General features: G+C 62.1%; 24 protein-coding genes. 17 read left to right on the forward strand and 7 right to left on the reverse strand.

All coding sequences use genetic code 11. The annotated features are described in order from the left end of the window. Nucleotides 1-205: 205 nt before the first annotated feature. Nucleotides 206-625 (reverse strand): hypothetical protein, encoded by a 420-nt coding sequence (locus D3F01_RS06400; RefSeq protein ID WP_242887090.1) that lies wholly within the window; start codon nucleotides 623-625, stop codon nucleotides 206-208. A 109-nt stretch (nucleotides 626-734) separates the two neighbouring features. On the opposite strand from D3F01_RS06400, the gene D3F01_RS06405 reads away from it, so the two are divergent. From D3F01_RS06405 to D3F01_RS06430, 6 genes are all read left to right on the forward strand, one after another. Beyond that, entirely contained in the window at nucleotides 735-1,232 is a 498-nt protein-coding gene (locus D3F01_RS06405) for a hypothetical protein (protein ID WP_005934562.1), read from the forward strand. Further along, entirely contained in the window at nucleotides 1,229-2,506 is a 1,278-nt protein-coding gene (locus D3F01_RS06410; RefSeq protein ID WP_242887092.1) for a family 10 glycosylhydrolase, read from the forward strand. The genes D3F01_RS06405 and D3F01_RS06410 overlap by 4 nt, the downstream gene beginning before the upstream one ends. A gap of 101 nt (nucleotides 2,507-2,607) precedes the next feature. Beyond that, on the forward strand, nucleotides 2,608-3,141 hold the full coding sequence (locus tag D3F01_RS06415; protein WP_156069410.1) for a hypothetical protein: 534 nt from the start codon (nucleotides 2,608-2,610) through the stop codon (nucleotides 3,139-3,141). 1 nt (nucleotide 3,142) lies between these two features. Then, the gene (locus D3F01_RS06420) at nucleotides 3,143-4,072 is read left to right on the forward strand and encodes a DMT family transporter (protein WP_156076309.1); all 930 of its coding nucleotides are present in this window, start codon (nucleotides 3,143-3,145) and stop codon (nucleotides 4,070-4,072) included. Further along, the gene (locus D3F01_RS06425; protein ID WP_242887095.1) at nucleotides 4,048-4,602 is read left to right on the forward strand and encodes a M48 family metallopeptidase; all 555 of its coding nucleotides are present in this window, start codon (nucleotides 4,048-4,050) and stop codon (nucleotides 4,600-4,602) included. Before D3F01_RS06420 ends, D3F01_RS06425 begins: the two co-directional genes overlap by 25 nt. 36 nt (nucleotides 4,603-4,638) lie before the next feature. After that, nucleotides 4,639-6,126: a lipopolysaccharide biosynthesis protein gene (locus D3F01_RS06430; protein WP_242887098.1), complete on the forward strand. Its 1,488-nt coding sequence runs from the start codon at nucleotides 4,639-4,641 to the stop codon at nucleotides 6,124-6,126. Between the two features lie 69 nt (nucleotides 6,127-6,195). Here the strand turns inward: D3F01_RS06430 and D3F01_RS06435 are convergent, their stop codons facing one another. Continuing rightward, nucleotides 6,196-8,625 carry a homocysteine S-methyltransferase family protein gene (locus tag D3F01_RS06435; RefSeq protein ID WP_242887101.1) on the reverse strand — a complete coding sequence of 810 codons (2,430 nt, stop codon included), beginning with the start codon at nucleotides 8,623-8,625 and terminating at the stop codon, nucleotides 6,196-6,198. Continuing rightward, the gene (locus D3F01_RS06440; protein ID WP_242887104.1) at nucleotides 8,612-9,301 is read right to left on the reverse strand and encodes a vitamin B12 dependent-methionine synthase activation domain-containing protein; all 690 of its coding nucleotides are present in this window, start codon (nucleotides 9,299-9,301) and stop codon (nucleotides 8,612-8,614) included. The genes D3F01_RS06435 and D3F01_RS06440 overlap by 14 nt, the downstream gene beginning before the upstream one ends. A 477-nt stretch (nucleotides 9,302-9,778) precedes the next feature. On the opposite strand from D3F01_RS06440, the gene D3F01_RS06445 reads away from it, so the two are divergent. Beyond that, nucleotides 9,779-11,068 (forward strand): O-acetylhomoserine aminocarboxypropyltransferase/cysteine synthase family protein, encoded by a 1,290-nt coding sequence (locus D3F01_RS06445; RefSeq protein WP_242887107.1) that lies wholly within the window; start codon nucleotides 9,779-9,781, stop codon nucleotides 11,066-11,068. A 118-nt stretch (nucleotides 11,069-11,186) separates the two neighbouring features. On the opposite strand, the gene D3F01_RS06450 is transcribed toward D3F01_RS06445, so the two are convergent. After that, entirely contained in the window at nucleotides 11,187-12,113 is a 927-nt protein-coding gene (locus tag D3F01_RS06450) for an alpha/beta fold hydrolase (protein WP_097771332.1), read from the reverse strand. A gap of 21 nt (nucleotides 12,114-12,134) precedes the next feature. Beyond that, nucleotides 12,135-12,392 carry an AbrB/MazE/SpoVT family DNA-binding domain-containing protein gene (locus D3F01_RS06455; protein ID WP_097771333.1) on the reverse strand — a complete coding sequence of 86 codons (258 nt, stop codon included), beginning with the start codon at nucleotides 12,390-12,392 and terminating at the stop codon, nucleotides 12,135-12,137. Between the two features lie 302 nt (nucleotides 12,393-12,694). Between D3F01_RS06455 and gltX the strand changes: the two genes are divergently transcribed. The 6 genes from gltX (at nucleotide 12,695) to D3F01_RS06485 (ending at nucleotide 18,321) form a co-directional block, all read left to right on the forward strand. Continuing rightward, nucleotides 12,695-14,164: a glutamate--tRNA ligase gene (gltX, locus tag D3F01_RS06460; RefSeq protein WP_278252010.1), complete on the forward strand. Its 1,470-nt coding sequence runs from the start codon at nucleotides 12,695-12,697 to the stop codon at nucleotides 14,162-14,164. 43 nt (nucleotides 14,165-14,207) lie between these two features. Then, a complete protein-coding gene (locus D3F01_RS06465) occupies nucleotides 14,208-14,480 on the forward strand; it encodes a hypothetical protein (RefSeq protein ID WP_097771335.1) in 273 nt (90 codons plus the stop codon). Continuing rightward, nucleotides 14,464-14,742 (forward strand): DUF4160 domain-containing protein, encoded by a 279-nt coding sequence (locus D3F01_RS06470; protein WP_097771336.1) that lies wholly within the window; start codon nucleotides 14,464-14,466, stop codon nucleotides 14,740-14,742. Before D3F01_RS06465 ends, D3F01_RS06470 begins: the two co-directional genes overlap by 17 nt. Nucleotides 14,743-14,861: 119 nt before the next feature. Next, complete coding sequence (locus D3F01_RS06475) at nucleotides 14,862-17,144, forward strand: SpoIIE family protein phosphatase (RefSeq protein ID WP_242887119.1); 2,283 nt, start codon at nucleotides 14,862-14,864, stop codon at nucleotides 17,142-17,144. 55 nt (nucleotides 17,145-17,199) lie between these two features. After that, entirely contained in the window at nucleotides 17,200-18,141 is a 942-nt protein-coding gene (locus tag D3F01_RS06480) for a pectinesterase family protein (RefSeq protein ID WP_242887120.1), read from the forward strand. A 24-nt stretch (nucleotides 18,142-18,165) separates the two neighbouring features. Further along, nucleotides 18,166-18,321: a hypothetical protein gene (locus D3F01_RS06485; protein ID WP_166444380.1), complete on the forward strand. Its 156-nt coding sequence runs from the start codon at nucleotides 18,166-18,168 to the stop codon at nucleotides 18,319-18,321. 49 nt (nucleotides 18,322-18,370) lie between these two features. On the opposite strand, the gene D3F01_RS06490 is transcribed toward D3F01_RS06485, so the two are convergent. Together D3F01_RS06490 and D3F01_RS06495 are read right to left on the reverse strand one after the other, a co-directional pair. Further along, a complete protein-coding gene (locus D3F01_RS06490; protein ID WP_242887121.1) occupies nucleotides 18,371-19,882 on the reverse strand; it encodes a HAMP domain-containing sensor histidine kinase in 1,512 nt (503 codons plus the stop codon). Between the two features lie 18 nt (nucleotides 19,883-19,900). Continuing rightward, nucleotides 19,901-20,587, reverse strand: coding sequence for a response regulator transcription factor (locus D3F01_RS06495; RefSeq protein WP_156066510.1), 687 nt, complete (start codon nucleotides 20,585-20,587; stop codon nucleotides 19,901-19,903). A gap of 239 nt (nucleotides 20,588-20,826) precedes the next feature. On the opposite strand from D3F01_RS06495, the gene D3F01_RS06500 reads away from it, so the two are divergent. From D3F01_RS06500 to D3F01_RS06515, 4 genes are all read left to right on the forward strand, one after another. Beyond that, nucleotides 20,827-22,140: an SMP-30/gluconolactonase/LRE family protein gene (locus D3F01_RS06500; RefSeq protein ID WP_242887124.1), complete on the forward strand. Its 1,314-nt coding sequence runs from the start codon at nucleotides 20,827-20,829 to the stop codon at nucleotides 22,138-22,140. A gap of 141 nt (nucleotides 22,141-22,281) precedes the next feature. Further along, nucleotides 22,282-22,842 carry a TIGR01440 family protein gene (locus D3F01_RS06505; RefSeq protein ID WP_117533743.1) on the forward strand — a complete coding sequence of 187 codons (561 nt, stop codon included), beginning with the start codon at nucleotides 22,282-22,284 and terminating at the stop codon, nucleotides 22,840-22,842. Between the two features lie 6 nt (nucleotides 22,843-22,848). Then, on the forward strand, nucleotides 22,849-23,568 hold the full coding sequence (locus D3F01_RS06510) for a YggS family pyridoxal phosphate-dependent enzyme (protein WP_242887128.1): 720 nt from the start codon (nucleotides 22,849-22,851) through the stop codon (nucleotides 23,566-23,568). Between the two features lie 133 nt (nucleotides 23,569-23,701). Then, a complete protein-coding gene (locus D3F01_RS06515; RefSeq protein ID WP_005934623.1) occupies nucleotides 23,702-25,492 on the forward strand; it encodes an ABC transporter ATP-binding protein in 1,791 nt (596 codons plus the stop codon). The last annotated feature ends 56 nt before the right edge of the window (nucleotides 25,493-25,548 follow it).

Below are 25,548 nucleotides of genomic sequence, written 5' to 3' on the forward strand. Positions count from 1 at the left end.
AAATACCCAAGTCCGATTTTTAAGCCACTAGCAAACCAAAAAACAACGGAAAAACGCTGTTTGAAAGAGGCGGAAACGGTAAGGTCTGGCGGTTATGAGCCGCCAGCTCTGACCAACTGAGCTACTAGCCCCCATTGCCCGGTTTGCCGGGCGCACAAGTAAGTATAACAAAAAACGCGCGAAATGAAAAGCGTTTCGGGCAAAATTATTTTGTGCGGTGGGCTTCCAGCTTCTGCTGCATGAACTTGTCCAGCATTTCCTGCGGAAAAAGCGGCTCCTTGTAGCCAAAGGCCTCCCGGATGAAGATCAGGGTGGCAATGGTCTGCCGCCCGGGGTCAAGCCGGAGGGTATACAGGGTGTCCAGCGGCTGCTGGGTTGGCTGGTGCAGGGTCAGATGGAGCAGGAAACCGCCATCGTTCTCACGGCGGCACTCGTAGGCGAACTCGTCGTCCGGGCTGTGCCGGTCCAGCCGGTCGAAGCAGTCGTCCAGCGGCAGGTCGGTGCGGAATTCGGAAAGGCCGCTGGGGCCATACTGGCTGCGGCGGGCGTTTCCCCGCCGGGTGAGCAGAAAAACGATGCAGCCCAGGGCGGCCGCCAGCAGGATGAGTGAGAATACAACGTTCATGGGTCCCTCCGCAGATTTTGAATCATGTTTTCCTTATTGTAACACAACCTGCAGAAAATTGTGTTATAATATTTGAAACAATCCAAATTTTTGCTGGAGGACTTCCCCTATGAAGCTCAAATTCACCCATAAGACCTGGTATTTCTTCCTGCTGTGCGCGGCAGCGGCATCCATGCTCAACGGCTTTGCCGTGCTGGGCGGCATGGATTTTTCTTTTCTGGAGATGGTCGCGTTCTGCATCACCGGCATCACCATCCTGTTTCTGGCCGCCGAAAAGGGCTCCGACCCCAAGGACAAGCGCAGCTATTTCCTGATCTTTGTCCTGCTCATGCTCAGCTATGTGCTGAACGGCTGGGCAGCCTACTTATTCTCCGCACTGGTCTGGCCCGCCTTGCTGGCACTGGAGTACCAAAAGGGCAGGCCCATCCAGCGCCAGCTGCAGCTGGTGGGTGCCGCTGAGGCGTTCCACCTGCTCTTTGTCCTGCTCACGGTCTACGGCGGCATGGCAGGCCTGAGCTTCTGGGCCAATCTGCTCTGGGTGCTGCTGGCCTGCGCCCGGGGCTGGGCGGCACTGAGCCTGTACAAGATGCAGGAGGAAGACGCATGACCCAGCGGCGGCGGAACCGGCACCGCAAGCGCCAGGTTGGCCGCCGCGCCTTCCTGATCGGACTGGGCGGCTCTGTATCTGCCGCCCTGACGTATTATCTGCTGCGTTCTATCCCGGCAGGAAATAACGCGGAGCCTGTGCCATCGCCACAGACTGCCCCCAACCCCGCCCTGCCCAGCGGCGAGTGGCGGGCGGTGTGGGTGAGCTATCTCGAATTTGCAGAGATGGACTTTTCCTCAGAAAGCGCGTTCCGGGCCGATGCCGCCGCGCTGATGGACAACTGCCTGTCTCTTGGGTTGAACACCGTCATTGCGCAGGTGCGGCCCTTCGGGGATGCGCTTTACCGGAGCAGCCTCTTTCCGTGGAGCCACCTGTGCACCGGCGTGCAGGGGCAGGACCCGGGCTTCGACCCGCTGGACGTGCTGCTGACCGAGGCCCACGCCCGGGGGCTTTCACTGGAGGCATGGGTCAACCCCTACCGGCTCAGGAGCTCGGCCTCCATGCCCCCCGCTATTGCAGAGAACAGCCTGCTGAACACCCACCCGGAGTGGGTCTGCGCCGTGAACGAGGGGGCCTACCTGAACCCCGCCATTCCGGAGGCTGCCGACTATGTGGTGCAGGGCGTGGCAGAGCTGGTGCAGAATTACGCTGTAGACGGCATCCACTTTGACGACTACTTCTACCCCACCACCGATCCTTCCATTGACGCGGCGCAGTTTGCGGCCAGCGGAGAAACCGACCTGACCGCATGGCGGCGGGCCAACGTGACCCGGCTGGTCAAGGCTGCCCACGATGCCGTCAAGGCCGCCGACCCGACCCTGCGGTTCGGGGTCAGTCCACAGGGCAACCCGGACAACGACCGGAACGAGCAGTACACCGATCTCTCCGTCTGGCTGACGGCCTCCGGTGCGGATGCCGTTGTGGATTACCTCTGCCCCCAGATCTACTGGGGCTACGGCTATACCCTCTCCTCCGGCAGCACCCGCTTTGCCTTTGAGAACATCACCGCCGAGTGGCTGGCCCTGCCCCGGGCCGAAAGCACGGCCCTTTATTTCGGGCTGGGCGCTTATCGAATTGGTGTGGGAGACGGCGGAGCCAACGCCGACAGCGTCAGCCAGTGGTGCACCGGCAGCGCGCTGGCCCGGCAGGTGACCGACCTGCGCAGCGTCGGTGCCGGGGGCTGGGCGCTCTACCGCTATGGCTCCCTGTTCCGCTCCGACGAAAGCGGCCTTGCCGCCGCCGAACGTGCCGCTCTGACGGCATTGGACGGCTAAGACACAGAAAATCCCTTGTAAGCAGGAAAAAAATGCGGTATACTATGGTATCATGCAAAAATATCGCATTTTTCACCTGCTGTTTTTGAGGATAGAAAAACATGAGTAAAACAAAACGAATCCTTGCCTTTGCGCTGGCAGCTGTGCTGGCCGTTGTCGTCCTGAGCGGCTGCAAGAGCATTGCCCAAAAGGTGTTCGGGTCTTCCAACGAGGTGCAGGAGGATGACACCACCCAGTGGGCCGTGCTCAGCTCTGACCCACTGGTGATCGATGGCATTGCCGACACCACGGCCAAATATGCCACAGCCCGGGCCAACGGGGCGCTGAACATCGTGTTCAACGGCATCTGGAGCCGCCAGACCGAATACTTCACCGTGCCCAGCGGCCTGCTGAGCATTTACGGCTGCGGCACCACCGACGGCGGTGCCCAGAAGTTCAAGGTCTCCCTCTGGAAAAAGGTGGACGGCGGCGCGCAGTATGTGGACAACACCACCTTCTATTTCACCGCCGATGGTCAGAACTACCACTGCGACATCGACAACCTTGACCCCAACGCAAGCTACCGCGTTACCATTTCCTACGATTCCAGCCGTTACTACCTCTACGGTCTGATGAAAGTGGAGGGCATCGGCTGAAATGAACACACAAACGAAACACTCTCTCATGCTGATGCTCTGCGCCTTTATCTGGGGCACGGCGTTCGTGGCCCAGAGCGCAGGCTCCGGCATGGGGGCTTATTCTTTTCTGGCCGGGCGCAGCTGGCTGGCGGTGCTGGTGCTGCTGCCCACCGTCCGCGCCTTTGATGCCCTCCACCGCAGGCACGGCGCAGCCTATGGCTGGCCCAAAGCCCCTGCCGACCGCAGACTTCTGCTGACGGCGGGGCTTTGCTGCGGCACCCTGCTGTTTGCGGCCTCCGCTGCCCAGCAGATCGGCATCACGCTCAACCCTTCCACGGCCAAGGCCGGTTTCCTGACCGCCATGTATGTGGTGCTGGTGCCGGTGTTCGGGCTGTTTCTGGGGCGGCGGGGCAGTGCCCGGCTCTGGCTGAGTATGGTCATCGCCGTGGGCGGGCTCTACCTGCTCTGCATGAAAAACGGCTTTGGCGGCATTGAGGCCAGCGATTGGATCCTGCTTTCCTGCGCCGTGCTGTTCAGCTTTCAGATCATGACGGTGGACCACTTTGCCCCGCAGGTGGACGGTGTCCGCCTGAGCCTGCTGCAGTTCTTTGTGGTGGCCGTAGAGAGCACCGCTGCCGCCCTCCTGTTCGAGAATCCCACCCTGGCCGAGTTCGGGGCCAACTGGCTCCCGCTGGCCTACTGCGGCGTAATGTCCAGCGGCGTGGCCTACACCCTGCAGATCCTGGGCCAGCGGGACGTAAACCCCGCCATTGCAAGTCTCATCATGTGTCTGGAAAGCGTGTTCAGCGCGCTGGGCGGCTGGCTGCTGCTCCACCAGAGCCTTTCCATGCGGGAGGTCTTTGGCTGCACCCTCATCTTTGCAGCGGTGGTTCTGGCCCAGCTGCCCGTGGAGGACTGGCTGAAATGCCGCAGCGCAAGCCGGAAGTGACCCGGCGCACCGCCGCTGGCATCCCCTATGAGCTGACCCGCAAAAAGGTCAAGCGGCTCAACCTGCACATCCGGCGGGACGGCACCGTGGCCGTGAGCATCCCGTGGTCCTACACGGTGGGCTTTGCCGATGCCTTTGTGACAGAGCAGGCCCAGTGGATCCGGGAGGCGGTCTCCCGCCAGCTGCGGCGGAACGCCCGGGATGACCAGCCCCTGCCCTCCCAGGCGGAGGCACTGGCCTGTTTTACCGCCATGAGCGACAAGGTCTACCCAGCCTTTGCCGGGGTTCTGGGCGGGCAGAAACCCACCATCAAGGTGCGGGACATGACCAGCAGGTGGGGCGTGTGCTACATGAAACGGCGGCAGATCACCTTTGCATTGCAGCTCTACAATATGCCGCCCGCCGCACAGATCTATGTGGTGGTGCACGAGTACTGCCACTTCCTGCAGCCCAACCACAGCCCGGCTTTCTGGGCCGAGGTAGAAAGGCTGCTGCCGGACTGGAAAGAACGGCGGGCTTTATTGAAATAAACCTTGTGATAAAAATCAACAGGAGGGGTTCGACCCTTGGAAAGTGAAAAAAAGACCTCCGGCGGCGATAAATATTCAAAGCTGGCCGGAAACACCATTATCTTTGCCATTTCGAGCTTTTCGTCTAAGCTGCTGACCCTTTTGGTGCAGCCGTTCCTGACCTACGCCATGGCCGAGATCGCCGATCTGGGTCTGGCGAAGATCCTGAGCCAGTATGCAAACCTGCTCATCCCCTTTGTCTCGATGGGCATGTCCAACGCCATCATCCGCTTTGGCCTGGACAAGGGCAACAGCGAAAAGCAGGTGTTCACCAACGGCCTGCTGACCATTCTGGGGGGCTTCGGCATCCTGATCCTCTGCTGGCCTGTGGCGCAGTTCCTGCCCGATATGGCGCAGTACGGTCTTCTCATCTACATCTACGTCCTGATGAGCTGCCTGCGCACCCTCTGCACCCAGTTCGTGCGCAGCCGCCAGTGGAACAAGCTGGTGGCCGTGGACGGCATCCTGTGCACCTTTGCCACCCTGATGTTCTATGTGCTCTACCTTGTGGGCTTCCACTGGGGTGCCAACGGCTACCTGCTGGCCATCATCAGCGGCGACCTGGTCAGCGTGCTCTTCCTCAGCATCACCGGCAGGCTGTGGAACTATGTGGAGCTCAAGGGCCTGAACCGGGATCTCTGGCAGCAGATGCTCCGCTTTTCCCTGCCCATGATCCCGGCCCAGATCAGTTTCTGGGTCATCAACGCATCGGACCTGTTCTTCGTGCGCGAGATGTGCGGCGGGCTGGACGGCCACAGCGGCGATGCCTGGAGCGGCCTGCTTTCCACCGGCTACTTCCTGCCCACCATCCTGACTACGCTGGGTCTGATCTTCTACGATGCCTGGCAGCTCTCCGCCGTGACCGAGGAGGAGGGCCGCGCCCGGTTCTTTACCAAGATCTTCCGCACCTATTCCTCGGTGCTGTTCTGCTGTGCAGCGGGCATCATCTGGCTCTGCCGCCCGGTCATGCACGTGATGAAGGCCAACTACTACTACGCCTGGCACTTTGTGCCCTTCCTGACGCTGGCTTCCACCTGCAGCTGCTTCAACCAGTTCCTCAACAGCGCATACGTTGTCAACAAAAAGTCCACCCACAGCCTGTGGACCATGCTGGCCGGTGCTGTGAGCAACTGCATTATGAACTACTTCTTCATCAAGTGGTGGGGGCCCATTGGCGCAACGGTGGCTTCCTTCTTCGGTCTGGGCATCGTGTTCGTGCTGCGCGCGCTGGATGCCCACAACATGATCGGTATGTCCATCCACCCGGGCCGGGTGGCGCTGAACTTCGGCGTGCTGGCGGGCGAAGCCCTGCTCCTGCTGGCCGAGCCTCCGCTCTACGGCCTGTGGACAGGCCTCCTGACCGCCGCCATCATCCTGTTCAACTTTGCAGGTGTCTGGGCCATGGCCCGGATGCTCCTGCCCAAGCTCCTGGGCCGCCGGGGCAGAGCCCTGGTGAGCACAGTGGACAACTGGATCAAAAAGTAAGCAAAAAACGACCCTCTCCGGGAATTGCAATGCAATGCGGAGAGGGTCGTTTTCTCTTAATATTCCAACTTATACGCCAAAGAACTCCTTGGCAATATCGGCACTCTGCTTGGCATCCTTGGCGTACCAGTCGGCACCGATCTTTTTTGCATATTCGGGGGTCAGCACAGCGCCGCCCACCATGATCTTACAGTCCAGTTTGGCATCGTGCAGGGCCCGGATGGTCTCCTCCATGCTCTTGAGGGTGGTGGTCATCAGGGCGGAAAGCCCCACCAGATGCACATCCTTCTCCCGGACGGTATTCACGACCGTTTCCACCGGCACGTCACGGCCCAGGTCGATGACCTCAAAGCCATAGTTTTCCAGGATGACCCGGACGATGTTCTTGCCGATGTCGTGGACATCGCCCTTGACGGTGGCAATGACGATGCGTCCCTTGCTGGCGCTGCCCTCGCCCTTTTGGGCAATGGCGGTCTTGATCTCCTCAAAGGCTCCCTGCGCGGCGGTGGCCGCCTGCAGCAGCTGCGGCAGGAAGAGGGTTCCCTTTTCATACTTTGCGCCCACGATATCCAGCGCCGGAATGAGGGCTTCGTCCACCAGCTCCAGCGGCTCCTTTTCCTCCAGCAGCGCCCGGGTGCGGGCAGCCGCCTCGCCCTTCAAGCCCTTTTCCACCGCCTTCATCAAGGGGGCATAGGGGCCGGCGGCCTCCGGCGTTTCGCCTGCTGCCGGGGCGGTCTGAGCATTCTGCACGGCCTGCACCAGTGCGGCAGAAGCGGGCACCCGGTTGGCATACCGCTCAATGTACTTCGTGCTCTGCCGGTCCCGGTTGGTCAGAACGTTGTAAGCGTAGACCGCTGCCATCATCTCCTCGCTGGAGGGGTTCATAATGGCAAGGTCAAGCCCGGCATACATGGCCATGGTGAGGAAGGTGGTGTTCAGGTAGGAGCGGCAGGGCAGGCCAAAGCTGATGTTGGACACGCCCAGAATGGTGCGCACCCCCAGCTCCTCCTTGCAGGCGTGAAGGGCCTGCACCGTGGCAAGCACATCCTCCTGCTGGGCGCTGGCCGTCAGGGTCAGGCAGTCGATATAGATATCCTCCTGCGGGATGCCTGCCGCCAGTGCCGCGTCCCGGATGCGGCGGGCAATGGCCACGCGGTCCTCGGCTTTGGGCAGGATGCCCCGCTCGTCAATGGCAAGGCCGACCACCGCCGCGCCGTACTTTTTGCACAGGGGCAGAATGGTGTTCAGCTTTTCCGCCTCGCCGTTCACCGAGTTGACGATGGGCTTGCCGTTGTAGACCCGCAGGCCCCGTTCCAGCGCCTCGGCATGAGAGGAATCCAGCTGCAACGGCAGGCTGACCACGCTCTGCAGGGCCTTGACCACCTGCTCCATCAGGGCAGGCTCATCCACACCGGGCGCACCTACGTTCACATCCAGGATCTGGGCCCCGGCCTCGGTCTGGCTCACGGCCTGTTCCAGCACATAGTTCATATCCCCTTCCCGCAGGGCCTGCTGGAACCGCTTTTTGCCGGTGGGATTGATGCGCTCACCCACCACCGTAATGCCGTCCACATCCACGCAGTCCATGGGGCTGCACACCACCGACTTCATGGGGTGGTCGGAGCGGCCCGGCCTGCAATCGGCAAACACACCGTTCAGCAGCTGGATAAACTCCGGGGTGGTGCCGCAGCAGCCGCCTGCAGCAAACAGGCCCAGCTCCCGGTAGGGCTTCATCTGCATGGCGTAGAGCTGCGGGGTGATATCGTAGCCCGAGCCATCGGCGCGGGGCAGGCCCGCGTTGGGCTTGACGAACACCGGGAAGCTGCCGGGCAGTGCCTCGGCCAGCCGCTTTGCCATGGGGAAGATCTCCTTGGGGCCAAGAGAGCAGTTGATGCCCACGGCATCGGCTCCCAGGCCCCGGGCGGTGGCGGCAAAGCTCTCGACCGTGCAGCCGGTAAAGGTGCGGCCGCCTGCTTCAAAGCTCATGCTGGCCAGCACGGGCAGGCTGCTGTTCTCCTTGACGGCCAGCAGGGCGGCCTTCAGCTCATACAGATCGGTAAAGGTCTCAAGGAACACGAGGTCAGCCCCGGCGGCCACGCCTGCCCGGACGATGCGGCCATACTCTGCCACGGCATCCTCAAACGCAAGGGTGCCGTTGGGTTCCAGCAGCTCCCCCAGGGGGCCCACATCCAGTGCGGCCAGTGCGCCGTAAGGGGCACAGGCCCGTTTGCAGTTGGCAATACCCGCCGCAATGATCTCCTCCAGCGTGTACTCGCTGCCCGCCAGCTTGTGGGCGGAAGCGCCAAAAGTATTGGCATTGATGATGCGGCTGCCTGCGGCGGCGTACCGGGCATGGATGCTCTCGATGAGCGCCGGGTCGGTGATGTTCAGCTCCTCGGGGCGGGCCCCCAGTTTCAGGCCCGCAGCCTGCAGCATGGTGCCCATGCCGCCATCCAGCAGGATGGTATTGGGCCGGTCAAACAGTTCATTCGCTTGCACAGGTGATCCCCCTCTTTCTATATTCGCACCGGGTGCAGAGCACGCAGTGCCCGCACCCCGCCAGATGACCCCGGACCGGGTGATCGCTGACCCCCAGAATGGCCGTGATGCTCTTGCGGGGGGTCATCAGGTTGTTTTCCGTGACACAGAGCCCGGCGCGGCGGGCGGTGTCCAGCGCGGCCGCCAACAGCGGCTGCACGGCAAGGGGCCAGTCCCCGTAGCCCGGGGAATAGCGCCCCGTCAGATACTTTCCCTGCCGGGCAGCCCACTGGCGCAGCTCAGCCTCAGCGGCTTCGGCAGCCTGTTCGGCCAGCGCGGAGCCCAGCGCATCCGATGCCACACCGGCGGCGATATCGCCCACACCGGCCCGGCGGATCTGGGCATCCACACCGGGGCCAAGCGTCACGGCCAGCAGCAGGGCGGCGGTGCAGCCTTCCAGATGCTTTGCCACATCTTCCCCCGCCAGGATCCCCGCCGCTGTCAGGCTGTCGGGGTCGGCCTCCAGCCAGACCGCCCGGGGCGTGGCCGCCGCCAGCAGCGGCACGGCGCATTTTTCCAGCAGTGCCTGGGTAGCCGCGTCCGCGCCGCCCCGGGCCCCGAAGTACCGCGCCGCCTGTGCAAGATCGATGCCCTCCGGCTTTTCCAGCCGCAGCGGCATACTCGGCCCAATGCTCATCTGCCCGCCCTCCTTTACAAGAATAAAGAATAGACTTAGTATACAGCACCGGGGGCCAGCCGTCAACGATTTCAAACTTTCCAACTTTTTTGCAATAAACCTATTGACAATCTGGGTAAATAGGGATATAATCCAGACAACAAATCCACCAACCTAGTGGGAAATTAAGATCAAGTTTCCCGGGGTCGTAGAGGATTGGGAAAATCGTTGAAAGGAGGGCACCAAAATGACGCTGATCTGGAAAAACCTGCTCCACGCGAACTTCCGTTGTGGGCGAATGTACACCACCCGGGCAGAATATGGGACCGAGCGCTGTGCATTGCCCTCTGCAGACCGAATGTGTGTGCGAATGTGATGGCAAAGCTGCCAAAGCGCAGAACCTGAATTTTTTGCCCGGTGCACTGAAATGGTGTCAGTGACCGGGATTTTTTATGCGCCAGAATTATACTTTAAGTACAGATAGAGAGGTTAATTACTATGTCTAACTATAAATTTGAGACCCTGCAGCTTCACGTTGGCCAGGAGCAGGCCGATCCCGCAACCGATTCCCGCGCCGTGCCCATCTACCAGACCACTTCCTATGTGTTCCGCAACAGCCAGCACGCCGCTGACCGTTTCGGTCTGGCCGATGCAGGCAACATCTACGGCCGCCTGACCAACTCCACGCAGGACGTGTTCGAGAAGCGCATCGCTGCTTTGGAGGGCGGCGTGGCTGCTCTGGCCACTGCTTCCGGCGCTGCCGCCATCACCTACACCATCGAGGCGCTGGCACAGGCCGGTGACCACATCGTGGCACAAAAGACCATCTACGGCGGCAGCTACAACCTGCTGGAGCACACCCTGACCCAGTTCGGCGTGACCACCACCTTTGTCAACGCTCACGATCTGGCCGAGGTGGAGAACGCCATCCAGCCCAACACCAAGGCCGTCTATCTGGAGACGCTGGGCAACCCCAACAGCGATATCCCCGACATTGATGCCATCGCCGCCATTGCCCACAAGCACGGCCTGCCGCTGGTCATCGACAACACCTTCGGCACCCCGTACCTGATCCGTCCCATCGAGCACGGCGCAGACATCGTGGTTCACTCCGCCACCAAGTTCATCGGCGGCCACGGCACCACCCTGGGCGGCATCATCGTGGACAGCGGCAAATTTGACTGGAAAGCCAGCGGCAAGTTCGGCAATATCGCCGCTCCCAACCCCAGCTACCACGGTGTTTCCTTCGCCGATGCCGCAGGCCCTGCTGCCTTCGTTACCTACATCCGCGCCATCCTGCTGCGCGATACCGGTGCCACCATCTCCCCGTTCAATGCATTCCTGCTGCTGCAGGGCACCGAGACCCTGAGCCTGCGCATCGAGCGCCATGTGGAGAACACCAAGAAGGTGGTCGAATTCCTGGCAAACCATCCTCAGGTGGAAAAGGTCAACCACCCCTCTCTGCCCGATCACCCGGATCACGCCCTGTACGAGAAGTATTTCCCCAACGGCGGCGCATCCATCTTCACCTTCAACATCAAGGGCGGCCGTGAGGAAGCCTTCAAGTTCATTGACAACCTGAAGATCTTCTCCCTGCTGGCAAACGTTGCGGACGTGAAGAGCCTGGTCATCCACCCGGCCTCCACCACCCACAGCCAGCTGAACGAGCAGGAGCTGGCCGAGCAGCAGATCTATCAGAACACCATCCGCCTGTCCATCGGCACCGAGCACATTGATGACATCATCGCCGATCTGGAAGCTGGCTTCGCAGCCGTCCGCGGCGAGTAATCCCCCTGTCCCCCATGCTCTGACAAAAACTCTCCTCCCTTCTCCTTTTTGATCGTGTGTGCAAAGAACCGCCGCCCGAAATTTCCGGGCGGCGGTTCTTTTTTGCGTGTTCGTGTTTTTACAGCCGGCGTTCCAGCCAGTCACCAATGTCAGCAAAGACCTCTTCGCGGTTCAGCTCCACCAGCAGCTCATGCCGGGCGCTGGGGTACAGCTTGACCTCGATGTTCTTCACACCGGCATCCAGCAGGCTCTTGACCGCCCGCTTCACACCTGCGCCCTGTTCGCCCACCGGGTCGGCATCGCCTGCCAGGAACAGCAGGGGCAGATCCTTGGGCACCCGAGCCAGAAGAGCCGGGTCGTACAGCCGCAGGATGCCGCTGAACATGCTGTAATAGGCGTTCAGGGTAAAGATAAAGGTACAGCGCTCGTCGGCGCGGTAGCGGTCCACCTCCACCGGGTCACGGTTGAGCCAGTCGTGGGCCGTGCGGCCCTCCAGCCCCTTGTTGTACCCCAGAAACGAAAGTCTGGCCACCAGTTTGCTGCGGTAGTGCCAGCCATGGAACACGGCCAGCACCCGGCAGATGGTCCTGGCCAGCTGCACCAGCGCTTTGGGCTGGTAGCCGGTGCCCATGATGATGGCACCGTCCAGCTCATCGCCCCACTCACAGAGGTACTGCCGCGCGTAGAACGAGCCCATGCTGTGGCCCAGCAGGAAATAGGGCACGCCGGGATACAGCTGCTTTGTCAGGGTCGTCACAGCGTGCAGATCCTCCAGCAGGGCGCGGTTGCCGTCGGGTTCGCCGAAGTAGCCGTAATCCTCTTTGGTGCGGATGGACCCGCCGTGGCCCAGGTGGTCGTTGCCGGTGACAAGGATGCCCCGGGCGGCCAGGTTCTCGGCCAGCGGCTTATAGCGGTCGATGAACTCCACCATCCCGTGGGAGAGCTGCAGCACCGCCCGCACCTCTCCCTCCGGCACACAGCGGAACGCGTGGAGCGTCCGCCCCGGCTGGCAGGACGGCAGGGTAAAGTCGATCATCTGGCTCATGGGCTGCCCTCCTTCTCCGCTTTATTTTTTCATGCTGCCGATCTTCTTGCGGCAGGAGGTGCAGATGCAGTAGCCTGCATACTGGATGGCGTTGTCGTCCACCTCGCCGCAGAAATCGCAGCTGCCGGTGGGGCGGTATTTTTTGAGGATGATCTCATCGCCCTCCACAAAGATCTCCAGCTTGGCATCGTTGTCCAGCTTCATGCTGGTGCGCAGCTCCTTGGGCAGGACGATACGGCCCAGGCCGTCAACGCCGCGGACGATTCCGGTACTCTTCATAGTTTTTTCTTCTCCTTTGTCATTTACACCTCAGACAGCCATTTTCCAATTTTCTCCCGGCCCTGATCTCTCCTTCAGAGCCTTCAAAGGAAAATTGTGCCATCTCTCCCACTCAGTATACAAAATTTCCAATCATTCGTCAATGATTGCGTGCAGTTTCGACAAAAAGATTTTTCTTTTGCTTCCAAACGCCCATTCTGCCAAATCTGCGGCCGATTCGTTGACAAAACAGCGCACAGCGATTAAACTAAAAGGTAGCTATCCGCAATTTTTTGCCTGTAAATATAAAGGAGCGTTTTTTTATGCCGAGCAATAAAGTCCGCACCCGTTTTGCCCCCTCGCCCACCGGCTACATGCACGTTGGCAACCTGCGCACCGCGCTGTACACCTACCTGATGGCCAAGCACGAGGACGGCACCTTCATCCTGCGCATTGAGGACACCGACCAGGGCCGTTACGTTGAGGGCGCTGTGGATGTCATCTACAACACCCTGCGGGAGACCGGCCTGCTGTGGGACGAGGGCCCGGACATCGGCGGCCCTGTGGGCCCCTACGTTCAGAGCGAGCGGATGGGCATGTTCAAGCAGTATGCCGAGCAGCTGGTGGCAGAGGGCAAGGCCTACTACTGCTTCTGCACCGAGGAGCGGCTGGAGGCACTGCACGCCGAGCAGCGCGCCAACGGTGAGATGACCCACTACGACGGCTGCTGCCGTGACCTGCCCGAGGAGGAGGTCAAGCAGCGTCTGGCCGCAGGTGAGCCCTACGTCATCCGCCAGAAGATCCCCAAGGAGGGCGTGACCGGCTTTGATGATGTGGTCTACGGCCACATCGAGGTCGAGAACAGCGAGATGGACGACCAGATCCTCATCAAGACCGACGGAATGCCCACCTACAACTTTGCCAATGTTGTGGACGACCACCTGATGGGCATCACCCATGTCATCCGCGGCAGCGAGTATCTGTCCTCCACCCCCAAGTACAACCTGCTGTATCAGGCCTTTGGCTGGGAGATCCCCACCTATATCCACTGCCCGCCCGTGATGAAGGACGCGCAGAACAAGCTGTCCAAGCGCAACGGCGATGCCAGCTATCAGGATCTGGTGGCCAAGGGCTACCTGAGCGAGGCCGTGATGAACTACATCTGCCTGCTGGGCTGGAGCCCCAAGGGCGAGTACGCCGAGCAGGAGATCTTCAGCCTGGAAGAGCTCATCAAGATCTGGAGCCCGGACGGCATCTCCAAGTCCCCCGCCATCTTCGACCCCCTCAAGCTGCGGGCCATCAACGCGGAGTATATCCGCCGCCTGAGCCCTGAGGAGTTCCAGAAGAAGGCCGAGCCCTGGATCGATCAGGCCGTGCACACCCCCATCGACAAGAAGCTGCTCTGCGCCAACCTGCAGCCCCGCTGTGAGGTGCTGGGCGAGATCCCCGAGCAGCTGGACTTCTTTGACGCAATGCCTGACTACGATGTGAGCCTGTACACCAACAAGAAGCAGAAGACCACCCCGGAGACCGCCCGGGAGGCACTGGAAGCCCTGCTGCCCCTGCTGAGCGACGAGAGCCTGGACTTCTCTGACCGCGACACTGTGTTCAACGCCTGCAAGGCCAAGGCCGAGGAGCTGGGCAAGAAGAACGGCTGGCTGCTCTACCCGCTGGGCATTGCCCTTTCCGGCAAACAGCACACCCCCGGCGGCGGCACCGACCTTGCCTGCATGATGGGCCGCGAGACGACCCTTGCCCGTGTCAAAGCTGCCATTGAGAAGCTGAACGGCTGATCTTCCTTCCCCTTTTCGCAATCATATCCACGGAGGTGTTTTTATGATGTACCCGTTTATGACACTGGACGACAACACCGAGATCGTGCATTCCGAGATGCAGCCAGACCACCGTGTAAAGGTCTACATCGAAAAGCCCGACGAGAAGGATTGTTTCCACTCTGCGGTCTGCTATCTGCCGGATTATACCTGGGAGGATGTCAGCGGCTTCACCCCTGCTGAGATCGACCGCTACCAGAAGTTCCTGGAATCCACTGCACATCTGATCCTGCAGTTTTCCCAGGAAGGAGGGGTAGAAAATGCCGCAGGTTTTTAAGATCGGCTCCTACTGGGTCTACTTCTGGGCCAACGAAAATGATCCGCTGGAACCCATTCATGTTCATGTTTCACAGGGTGCTCCCAGCAGCAACGCGACCAAGATCTGGATCACGCGGGCCGGGAAATGCTATCTGTGCCACAACAATTCCAACATTCCGCCCCGTGTTCTGCGAAACATCATGGCTATCATCGAAGCACGAAGCGATGAAGTGATTGCCAAATGGATGAATTTCTTTGGTGAAGTGCGCTATTTCTGCTGATTTGAGCCGCTTCCCCGCATGACCCCATAAAACGCCGCGCGCCTGCGCTACAGTATATGCAAAGGGCGCGGGAAACAGAACATTGCAAAAGATCCCCGCCGGAAAGCGGGGATTTTTTCATGCCGGAAACCACAAAACTCCACCCGAAGCAGCCTGTTGCCGCCGCGTTGGCCTCCCGGGCGGCGGTACGCCCGGCCCTGCGGCAGGGCGGGGCCTTTGCGCTGGGGCTTGCCGGGGGCTGGGCCGTTCTCTACGGAGCCCTGCTCCCCTTTGGGCTGGGGCTGACATTGGGCCTGCCTGCGGACTGCTTTGCCGCCTGCGCAGCCGGGGCCGCACTGAGCATCCTGTTCCACGGGTTCGGGGCGTTTTCACTGGACAGCCTCTGCCTGCTCTGCGCCGTGGGGGCGGCCGTGGCCGCCCGATGGCTCTGGCCCGGCAGGCTCCGCCCGGCATTTCTGGCCGGGTGCGGGGCGCTGGTGCTGGGAGGTGTCTGCTTTGCGCTGGGGCCCGGCGGGGCAGGCTTCACGCTGGTGTTCTTCTGCGGGGCAGATGCCCTGCTGGCGGGCGGCTTCGGCTATGCGCTGCAGCGCTTCCCGCCCGAAAAGCCCGGTTTTGGCACCCTGCTGGCCGCTTCTGTCGTGGCGGCGGCGCTGGGCGGGCTGCGCTTCGGCCCCCTCTGTCCCGGGGCAGCAGCCTGTGCCATGGTGGATGCCGCCCTCTGCTGCCGTGGGCAGGAAAAGCCCGCGCTGGCCTTTGCTGCCTTCACCGGAGCCGCGCTCTGCGCCGCAGACCCTTCCCTTGCCCCGGCCGCAGTGGGGCTCTGCTGCGGCACGGCGGCAGCGGTCCTGCTGGCCCCCGGGCGGCGGGCTGAGACCCTTGCCGCCTGTGCGGGCGGGTGTGTGCTGGGGGTGCTCTGTGTTCCCGCCTCCGGCACGGCCCTGCCCCTGCTCCTCAGCGCCGGGCTGGGCTTTGCGGCCCCCGCCTTTTTCCCAAAACATTGGCTGACACCGGTGCCGGAAGCCCCCGCGCCGCCCGAGGAGCCGCCCCGGCTATCTGCCGCCGCCACCCGGCTGGAAGCAGTGGCCGAGAGCCTTTCCTCGCTGGCCGAGACGGTGAACGCTGTGTACGATGCGTTTCCCCGCCGGTGCGACACCTTCCGCTGGGTCATCGACAACACCCACGACAGCCTGTGCTTCAACTGCGGGCGGCGGGAAACCTGCTGGAAGCAGGAATACACCGCCACGCTGGAGGGGATGAACGCCCTGCGGCCTATTCTGGAACAGCAGGGACACCTGCAGACCGGCGACCTGCCCGGCCAGCTGTCCAGATGCATCCACCCGGCGGCGCTCTGTGCAGCGGCAAACCGCTCCTTTGCACTCTACCGGAGCCGGAAGGAAGCCCACGTCCACGCTGAGGCCATGCGCACCGCCCTGACCGAGCAATACAGCGCCATGGCCGATGCCCTGAGCGTGCTCAGTGAGCAGCTGGGCCGCCCCGGAAACCCGGAGCCCTACAAATCCGGGCGGGTGGCCGCGTTTTTTGCCAGCCTGGGCACGCCGCCGCTGGAATGCGCTGTCACGCTGGACGACCTGGGCCGGACACGGGCGGCGGTCACCCTGCCCCGCACCCGCTTCTCTTCCCCCGAGCTGGCCGCACTGGCGCAGGAGACCGGACGCATCTGCCGCCGGGACTTCGACCCGCCGCAGGTGCTCTCCTGCAAAGGGATGACCACCCTGCTCTTCTGCGAAAAGCCCGCCCTCCGGGCCGTGTTCGGAACTGCAGGCACAGCGGCAAAGGGCACTGTCTCCGGGGATGCGGTCCAGCAGTTCTGCAGCCCGGCCGCTGCCCAGATGATCCTGTGTGACGGCATGGGCACAGGCCGCCCGGCCGCCGTGGATGGCAGCCTTGCCGCCGAGCTCACTGCCCGCCTGCTGAAAGCCGGTTTCACCGCTGAGCTGGCGGCGCGGCTGGTCAATGTGGCGCTGGCCCTGAAAAGCGATGAGGAGAGCGGGGCAACCCTCGACCTGATCAGCGTGGATCTTTACACCGGCACGGCACGGATCTTCAAGGCCGGGGCCGCCCCGGGCTTTCTGGTGCACGGGGGCCGCGCCCGTCCGGTGGGCGATATCAGCCTGCCCATCGGCATTCTGGGCGGCGTGAACGGCCAGAGCCGGGTGGTGCATCTTGCTGCCGGGGACTATGCCGTACTGGTCTCGGACGGTCTGCTGGTGGACGGCCCCGGCTGGGTGGCCAAGCAGCTGGAACTCTCCGCCGCTGCAGGCGACCCGCCCGAGAAGGTGGCCCGGATCCTTGTGGAGACCGCCCGCGCCCGCGCCGAACAGACCGGCCGACCCGATGATATCACCGCCGCCGTGCTCCGGTTAGAGCCCTGCGGACATTGAAAATTTCACAAAAGGGGCATATAATAGCCTTATCTTTTCCAAGGGAGGACTGCCCATGTTAAAACTCACCGTTTCCCAAGATGGCTGCGGCGATTTTGCCAGCATCTCGGAGGCCGTGCTGGCGGTGCCCTACGAGCTGGAAGCAGAGATCTGCATCGGGCCCGGCATCTACCGGGAAAAGCTGGTCTGTGAAAAACGGGCGCTCACCCTGCGGGGCGCGGGAGCCGATGCCACAACCCTGATCTTTGGGGACGGCGGCAAGCTGCCCCACCCGGATGGGCGGCCCACCCACACCTTCCGCAGCTACACCGCTTTTTTCAGCGGCGGCAGCATAACGGTGGAGGATCTGAGCATTGCCAACGATGCCGGTCCGGGCAGTGCCGTGGGGCAGGCCATTGCCGCCTATGTGGATGCTGAAAAGGCCGTGTTCCGCCGGGTAAGGCTGCTGGGCAACCAGGACACGCTCTTCTGCGCGCCCCTGCCCGAGGCTGAACGGGAGAAGGACGGTTTTCTGGGCCCCCGCAAGTTTGCGCCCCGCCGCCCCTCGGCGCAGTATTACCAGAGCTGCGAGATCGCGGGGGACATCGACTTCATCTTTGGCGGGGCCGATGCCCTGTTTGAGCAGTGCATCCTGCGCACGGTAGACAACCACCTTCCCCACAGCTACATCACCGCCCCCTCGGGCAGCGCCAACGGGTTGGGCTTCGTGTTCTGGGACTGCGATTTCGTCTCCGACTGCCCCGCCGGAACGGTCTATCTGGGCAGGCCCTGGCGGCCCACCGGCAAGACTGCCGTGCTGGACTGCCGCCTTGGAGCCCACATTGCGCCGGAGGGCTTTTCCGGCTGGAATGACCGCACGGACACCTGCCTTGCCCGCTTTGCCGAGGCCGGAAGCAGCGGCCCGGGGGCACGCCAGCGCCCGGACTGGGTCGCAGCGCCCTCTGCCGCCGATGCCGCCGCCCTGCTGGCCCGGGCGCGGAAGCTCTGTCGCCCCTGAGATCAAAAACAAAGGAATGTGAATATGAAGAAACTCCCCAACGCCGTAAAATGGCTCATTATCGTGGTGGTGCTGGCCCTGATGGGCTGGATGCTGGTCAAGGTGAACGACCGCGCCTCCCGCGTGAAGATGCCGGAACCGGACAACAGTCTGGGCATTTACCGGAAAGCAGATGCTTAAAAAGAGCGACCCTCTCCGTCATTGTTTCGGAATGACGGAGAGGGTCGCTTTACTTTGTATCCGTTGCAATGAACCAGAAGGTCGTGCCCTTGCCCAGCGTGCTCTGCACGCCGAAGCGGAAGCCGTGCTGCTGGAAGATGGCCTTGGTGATGGAAAGCCCCAGGCCGGTGCCCTGCTTGCCCGCATCGGAGCGGGAGCGGTAATACCGGTCAAAGATATAGGGCAGATCCTCGGCACAGATGCCGGGGCCGTGGTCCTCGATCTCCACCCGGACCCCCTCGGGCACCTTAGAGGCCCGCAGGAGGAAGATGCCGTCCCCGCCGATGTGGTGCATGGCGTTGCCCAGCAGGTTGTGGAGGGCGCGCTGCATCATGTTGGGGTCGGCATAGACAGGCAGCTCTTCCTCCGGCAGCTCCAGCTTGAGCTGCCAGCCATTTTGGGCACAGACCGCGTCATAGCGCTCGCTGACCTCATCGCAGAGCTGGCCCATATCAAAGTGGACCTTCTCGCACTTTTCCGCGCCGCTGGTCACCTTGCTCAGCTCCATGACGCTGGAGACCAGCGCCGTCAGCCGGTCGGCCTCATCCACGATGATGTTCATCTGCTCGTCCCGGTGGGCCTTGTCGTCGCCGGTGATGTCCCGAACCGTCTCCGCATAGCCCTTGATGAGGGTCAGCGGGGTGCGCAGGTCGTGGGAGACATTTGCCAGCAGGTCGCGCTGCATCTGAGCCGCGTGCTGGACCTCCCTGGCCATGTGGTTGAACTCCTGCGCCAGATCGCCCAGTTCGTCCCGGCGGTTGGTCTCCACCTGCACGGCATAATCGCCCTGTGCCACCTGCCGGGCCGCCCCCGAAAGCTGGCGCAGGGGCTTGGTGAACCACTCACTGAACAGCCACGCCGCGCTCATGGAAAAGGCAAAGATCAGCGCCGCCGCCAGCGGCAGCACCGTGCTCATCACCTCACCGGCCTCCGAGACATGCATCAGGCTTGTGGTCACCAGCACGGTATAGCTGCCGTCGGAGGTCGTTCTGCCCACCATCAGCTCCACCGTGCCCGAGGGCGTGGGCGGATTGATCTTCCGCACACAGCTGCCGGTCTCGCGGCAGAGCTGACGCATGGCGCGGGCGGTGCTGTAAGAGGGCAGCTCGCTGTTTTCATCGGTGGGCCGGGTGCGGTGAAGGTTGCAGTAGGAGAGGTTCTCCACCTTGAAGATCTGCCGCAGCGTGACATCGGAGATGTCCACGCAGAAGCTGCTCATGCCGCCATTTTCGTAGATCTCGCTGCCGAGCTGGTTGAAAAACTGGCTGTTGACATAGAGCTGACTGCCGAACCCCCAATAAGAGAGGGTCTGGCCGTCGGCAATGGCATCGTCCAGCTTCTGCACGATGGCATCCGCCTGTTCGGTCAGCTGCTTCTGGATATGGGTGGTGTACAGGGGCTCCAGCAGCTGGGTGCACAAAAACCAGAACAGCACCAGCAGCAGCAGGCAGATGAAGCAGAGGAACCACATCAGCTGCCCGCGGATGCCCACGGTACGCCGCTTTTTTTCGGGTTGCCGCATCAACCGCAAACCTCCTGTTTAACGCGCTGCATCCGGGTCGAACTTATAGCCGATGCCCCACACGGTGGCAATATAGCCCCGGCATCTGCCCAGATGGCCGCGCAGCATCTTGACGTGGGTATCCACGGTGCGGTCCTCACCGAAATAGTCGTAGTTCCACACCTTCTGCAGGATCTTCTCCCGGCTCAGGGCAATGCCCTTGTTGGAGGCCAGAAACACCAGCAGGTCAAACTCCTTGGGGGTCAGGCTCACATCCTCACCCGCCACTCGCACGGTGTGGCTGGCCGTGTCGATGGTCAGTTCGCCGAAGGTCATGGTGCCGTCCGATGCCTCGGAGCGGGGCATGGTGCGGTTGAGCACCGCCTTGACACGGGCCACCAGCTCCCGCGGGGAGAAGGGCTTGACCACATAGTCATCCGCGCCGCCTTCCAGACCGGCCAGCTTGTCATATTCCTCGCCGCGCGCGGTCAGGATGATCACCGGCGTGTTGATGTGGCGGGCGCGCATCTCGCGCAGGCAGGTCATGCCGTCCATAAAGGGCATCATCACATCCAGGATCACCAGATCAAAACCGCCGCCGCTCAGCAGCGAAAGGGCGGCAGAGCCGTCGCCCGCTTCCTCGCAGACATAGCCGGCATATTGTAAATGCTCCCGGATCAGTTCCCGGATGCGGGGTTCATCATCAACGATCAGTATCTTTGCCATCTGAGGTTTCCTCCTCGTTATCAAAATAGCTCCAGTTTCTAGGGGTATCATAATATAATTATTGGAAAATTTTGTGAAGTTTAAGTGAATGGTTTGGAAAACCGCCGCCCCATTTCTTTTAGTATACCACAAAAGCCCCGCAAGAAACAGCAGGAGCCTGCCGCCCGCTTGCTTCTCTGCTATAAAGTGTGCTATACTGATTTGATAAAAACAACCATCAGAACAAAGGAAATCTGCCTATGCGCATCGGATTCGTTGAACTGCTTCTCATCCTGCTCATCGCGTCACTGACCATCGGGCCCAGTGCGGCCCTGTGGGTAGACCGCTGGCTTCGCCGCGCCAACCGGGCCAGTGCCGCCGCTGCCCGCCGCCGGGCCGTGCAGGAGGCCCAGCGTGCCGCCGAGCGGGAGGAAGTGCTCCAGAGGTTCCAGAAATTGAGCATCGTGTTTACGCTGGCCGCGGTTGCTGCGCTGGTCTGGGCGCTGGTGCTCCGGCCCATTGAGTCCCCTCCCAAAGCCTACACCGCCCCGGATCACCGGCAGGCCTCCGGCGCGGCACAGGCAGCGCTTTCCACCGACCGCAGGGAGATCTGGGATCTGGGCGGGTATCAGGGTGTGGACTGCATCCGCACCCGGGATGGCCTTGTCTATGCGGCGGCATGGAATGGCTCCTCCCTGAAAAAACGCACCAGCGATCTGGTGCGCACCGACGGCGGCAACGCTGCGGTCATCCTGAGCGTAGAGGGCGAGCTGACCGGCTTTGCGTTCGATGCTGCGGGAGACCTGTGGCTCACAGTTCTTACCCCTGCCGGGGGCACCCTCTGCCGCGCCCGGCACGACAGCTGGGGCGCTTCGGTGGAGCAGGTGGTCACGCAGATCGACGGTGCCCCGCTGGGAGCCCTTTCTGCCGTGGAAGTCGGTGCGGACGGCAAGGTCTACTTTGCCATGGTCGGGCAGGAGAGCGCGGAACAGGGGCTGGAAAGCGCCCTGCGCACCGAGCTGCTGGCCCACACCGGAACAGGCGCGGTATACGTTTATGATCCCGCTGCCCGCACCGTGGAGCAGGTGGTGGGCGGCATTGCCGGAGCGTCCGGCCTTGCGCTGAACGAGCGCACCCAGACCCTCTACATCTCCGACCTCGGCAGCCGCTGCATCTGGAGCGCGGCGGCCTCTGCCCGCAGCCTGACCGCAGGGGGCAAGGGCTGTCAGAGCAGCTTCAGCGGGCTGCCGGGCTATCCCGGCGCGCTGGCGCTGGATGAGGACAGCACCCTCTACATCAGCTACCGCTGGGCCAGCTCCAGCTGGCTGGAACGCCATGCAGGCAGCACTTTCCTGCGCGGTGTGGCCCTGCGGCTGAGCGAATCGATGCAGGAGAACCTGTTCTCCCTGCCCGCCGACGGCATCCGCGCCGAGGCCGTTTCCACCGCCAGCGGAAGCTGGCTGTGGAGCTTTTCCGGCAAGCCTCAGGGCAGCAGCTCTGCCCTCTGCCCGGTGGAGAACCGGGTGTATTTTGGCATCGCGGGAGAAAAAGCGCTTTATTCTGTACGGGTCTGAACCGCTCCATCACGCTTCGCATGCCAGCTCCCCTGCCAGGGGAGCCCTGGGCATCCCGGAAAAATTGTTGTAAACGCTTGGGCCCAATCGAACATAGAACATCGGGTCATCGCGGCAACCAATCGATACGAGGTAATTGATATGACAGACGCATTCAAACAGCAGATCCAGGCGGAAGCCCGGCAGGCAGTGGAAGAGCTGCTGGAACAGGCAAAGCTGAAAAAAGGCGACGTGTTCGTGGTGGGCTGCTCGTCCAGCGAGATCGTGGGCGGGCACATCGGCAAGGACAGCAGTCTGGAGGCAGCGCAGGCCGTCTACGCAGGCATTGCGCCGGTGCTGGCCCAGCGCGGCATCTGGCTGGCGGCACAGTGCTGCGAGCACCTGAACCGGGCCATTATCATGGAGCGGGAAGCCGCCGAACAATACGGCTGGGAGGAAGTGTGTGTCGTGCCCCGGCCCCATGCGGGCGGCAGCTGGGCCACCACCTGCTGGAAGCAGTGCAAAGACCCCATTGCCGTGGAGGAGATCCGCGCTCACGCCGGTATCGACATTGGCGGCACCCTGATCGGGATGCACCTGCGCCGGGTGGCCGTGCCGGTGCGGCTGAGCCTGAGCCGGATCGGCGAAGCAAACATTCTCTGCGCCCGCACCCGCCCGAAGCTCATCGGCGGGGAGCGCGCAAAATATACCGAGGAGGACTGATGCCTTATGGCAGAAAAAACACCGGAAGAGATGCGGGAGGCCGTGCTGGCCATCCGTGAAAAGATGGCCGCTGCTGCCCGGGAGGCGGGCCGCGCCCCTGCCGAGGTCCAGCTGTGCGCCGCCTGCAAGACCCGCACCGCTGAAACCGTGGCCGCAAGTGCCGCCCTGCCCATTGACGTGTTTGGCGAAAACCATGTGCAGGAGCTCTGCGCAAACTTTGACGCAGGCGCTTACTGCGGCAAGCCCAGCCATTTCATCGGACACCTGCAGACCAACAAGATCAAAAAAGTCCTGGGCCGGGCCAGCCTGATCCAGAGCGTGGGCAGTGAACATCTGCTGACCGCCATCGAGAAGGAAGCCGCCAAGGCGGGCATCGTGCAGAACGTCCTGCTGGAGGTGAACATCGGCGGGGAGGAGAGCAAGAGCGGCGTTTCGCCGGAAGCGCTCTGGCCCCTGCTGGATGCCGCTGCCGCACAGGAGCACATCCGGGTCAAGGGCCTGATGGCCATTCCCCCGGTCAATGATGACGATGCGCAGAACCGCCGGTATCTCGCCGCCGTCCACGACCTGTTCGTAAAGGCCGGGGAGCGCGGCTATTCCAACGTGGAGATGCAGACCCTCTCCATGGGCATGAGCGGCGACTACGAGAACGCCATCCGCGAAGGCGCAACGCTGGTGCGCATTGGCACCGCGATCTACGGCGAACGGGATTACAGCAAGAAATAAACCTCTCCGTCATCGCTGACGCGCTGACACCTCTCCTAGTAGGAGAGGCAAGTCCACCGCAGGGTAAGCTTGGCTCCCCTATCAGGGGAGCTGTCTGCGAAGCAGACTGAGAGGTTCAAATCAAGGAGGAACCATGGCAAAACAGAACATCAAAGACCCCGGTGCGCATCACAACAGCAGCGGCGCGCTCATCCGCCGCTTTTTACCCTATCTGGCAAAACACAAGGCAGTGCTCTTTCTCGACCTGTTCTGTGCCGCGCTGACCACCCTGTGTGACATCTTCCTGCCCAAGATCATGAGCACCATCACCAACTCGGCCATGGGCGTGGGCATCACCCTGACCACCGGCATCGTGCTCAAGCTGGCGGGCATCTACTTTGTGCTCCGCATCATCGACGGTGCGGCCCAGTATTTCATGTCCGGCATCGGCCACATCATGGGCGTGCACATCGAGACCGACATGCGCCGGGATGCCTTTGACCATCTGCTGCTGCTCGACCACACCTACTACAACAACACCAAGGTCGGCACCATCATGGGCCGCATCACCAACGATCTGTTCGATGTGACCGAGTTTGCCCACCACTGCCCCGAGGAATTTTTCATCGCCTTCATCAAGATCCTGGCCTCCTTCATCATCCTGTGCCAGGCCAGCATCCCGCTGACGCTGGCGGTGTTCGCCTGCGTGCCCCTGATGGGCGTGGTATCCGTTTATCTGAACGGCCGTCTGCGTGCCCGGTTCCGGCAGCAGCGCATCCAGATCGGTGAGCTGAACGCCACCATCGAGGACAGCCTGCTGGGTCAGGGCGTGGTAAAAGCCTTTGCTGCCGAGGAGCAGGAGCGCGCCAAGTTCGAGCAGGGCAACAAGGACTTTGAGCACATCAAGACGCTGGGCTACTACGCCATGGCGGCTTTCAACACCTCCACCCGCCTGTTCGACGGCCTGATGTATCTGGTGGTCATTCTGGCGGGCGGCCTGTCGCTGGTCAACGGCAAGATCACCGCCGGTGACCTGGTGGCCTACATGCTCTATGTCACCACTCTCATCGCTACCATCCGCCGCATCGTCGAGTTCGCCGAGCAGTTCCAGCGCGGCATGACCGGCATCGAGCGCTTTGCCGAGATCATGGACACCCCCGTGCCCATCCACGATGCCCCGGATGCCCGGCCCCTGCAGCCCGGCCCCGGTGCCATCCGCTTTGACGATGTCAGCTTTGAGTACCCTGACGACCACAACAAGGTGCTCCATCATGTCAGTCTGGACATCAAGGCAGGCGAACGGCTGGCTCTGGTCGGCCCATCCGGCGGCGGCAAGACCACCCTGTGCAACCTCATCCCCCGCTTCTACGATGTGACCAGCGGCCACATCTACATTGACGGGCAGGACATCCAGCAGGTCACCCTCAAGAGCCTGCGCGAGGACATCGGCATCGTCCAGCAGGACGTGTACCTGTTCAGCGGCTCTGTGGCGGATAACATCGCCTACGGCAAGCCCGATGCCACCCGGGAGGAGATCATCGAAGCCGCTCGTCTGGCCGGTGCAGAGCGCTTTATCATGGCCCTGAAGGACGGCTTCGACACCTATGTCGGCGAGCGCGGTGTCAAGCTCTCGGGCGGCCAGAAGCAGCGCATCGCCATTGCCCGTGTCTTCCTGAAGAACCCGCCCATCCTGATCCTGGACGAGGCCACCAGTGCACTGGACAACGAGAGCGAGATTCTTGTGGGGCAGAGCCTGGAAAAGCTGGCCCATGGCCGCACCACCCTGACCATCGCCCACCGCCTGACCACCATCAAGAACTACGACCGCATCCTGGTGCTTGGCTCCGAGGGCATTGTGGAATCCGGCACCCACGAAGAGCTGCTAGCAAAGCAGGGAGTGTACTACCGCCTGTGGAACCAGCTGCCCGGTGAGGACACCTTGTAAAGCAAAATCATTGCATAAAAAAAGCGGAACCGCTGAGTTTTCAACGGTTCCGCTTT

This window comes from Faecalibacterium sp. BCRC 81149 (assembly GCF_022750605.1).
GTDB lineage: Bacteria > Bacillota > Clostridia > Oscillospirales > Ruminococcaceae > Faecalibacterium > Faecalibacterium duncaniae.